The sequence below is a fragment of the Psychrobacter sp. 1Y4 genome, from assembly GCF_051847555.1.
This window is the reverse complement of record NZ_JBPYDE010000678.1, coordinates 1-656: the sequence shown is the minus strand read 5'-3', so window position 1 is coordinate 656 and position 656 is coordinate 1. Positions and strand designations below refer to the sequence as shown.

Genomic DNA, 656 nt, shown 5'->3' with positions numbered 1-656 from the left:
CTGAAATAAATTTTGCGCTGCCTCTGTCTACGAAGGCACAGCAAGCCAGAAAAATTTGTTTCAGTAGCGTGTGATACGGGATATATCTTTCTTATTTAGTACTGACTATAGCTAAGTAGCGAGAAAAAAATTAAATCTAAAAGATAAAAAATTGTTTTATTCAATGGAGACGAAATAATGAATGATCTAATGAAAAACGTGCGAATAGTAGAAGTGTATTCAGATGTCGCAGGGCATAAAAAAGGCGCGTCACTAGGAATCGATGCATTGCGCGCGTCATCAAAAGAGATGAATGCAGACTACTACGAAAAACTGCAACTTGATAGTATCAAAAATGAATATATTCATGAAGAAGAATCGCCATTTAAACATGCAAAATACGCTGATGTGATTGAGCCTGTTATCTCTAAATTGGCACATAAAATAAAAGAGATAAGAGAGGAGAATCAATTTCCTATCGTTATCGCAGGCGATCATTCTAGCTGTGCAGGAACCATGCATGGTCTCAAAATGGCGCACCCTGATGCTGAGATCGGTGTGGTGTATATAGACGCGCATGCTGATTTTCATTCACCATACACCAGTGGGTCAGGAAATATGCACGGCATGCCTTTGGCAATGGCCTGTGCAATCGATAACTTGGAATGCAAACGCAA

Annotated in this window: 1 protein-coding gene; it reads left to right on the top strand. The window is 39.3% G+C overall.

Annotation, left to right across the window (positions count from 1 at the left end):
- Positions 1-177: 177 nt before the first annotated feature.
- Positions 178-656: arginase family protein (locus ACS8FC_RS18285; RefSeq protein ID WP_439297833.1), on the top strand; the 479-nt coding region annotated here is incomplete at its 3' end.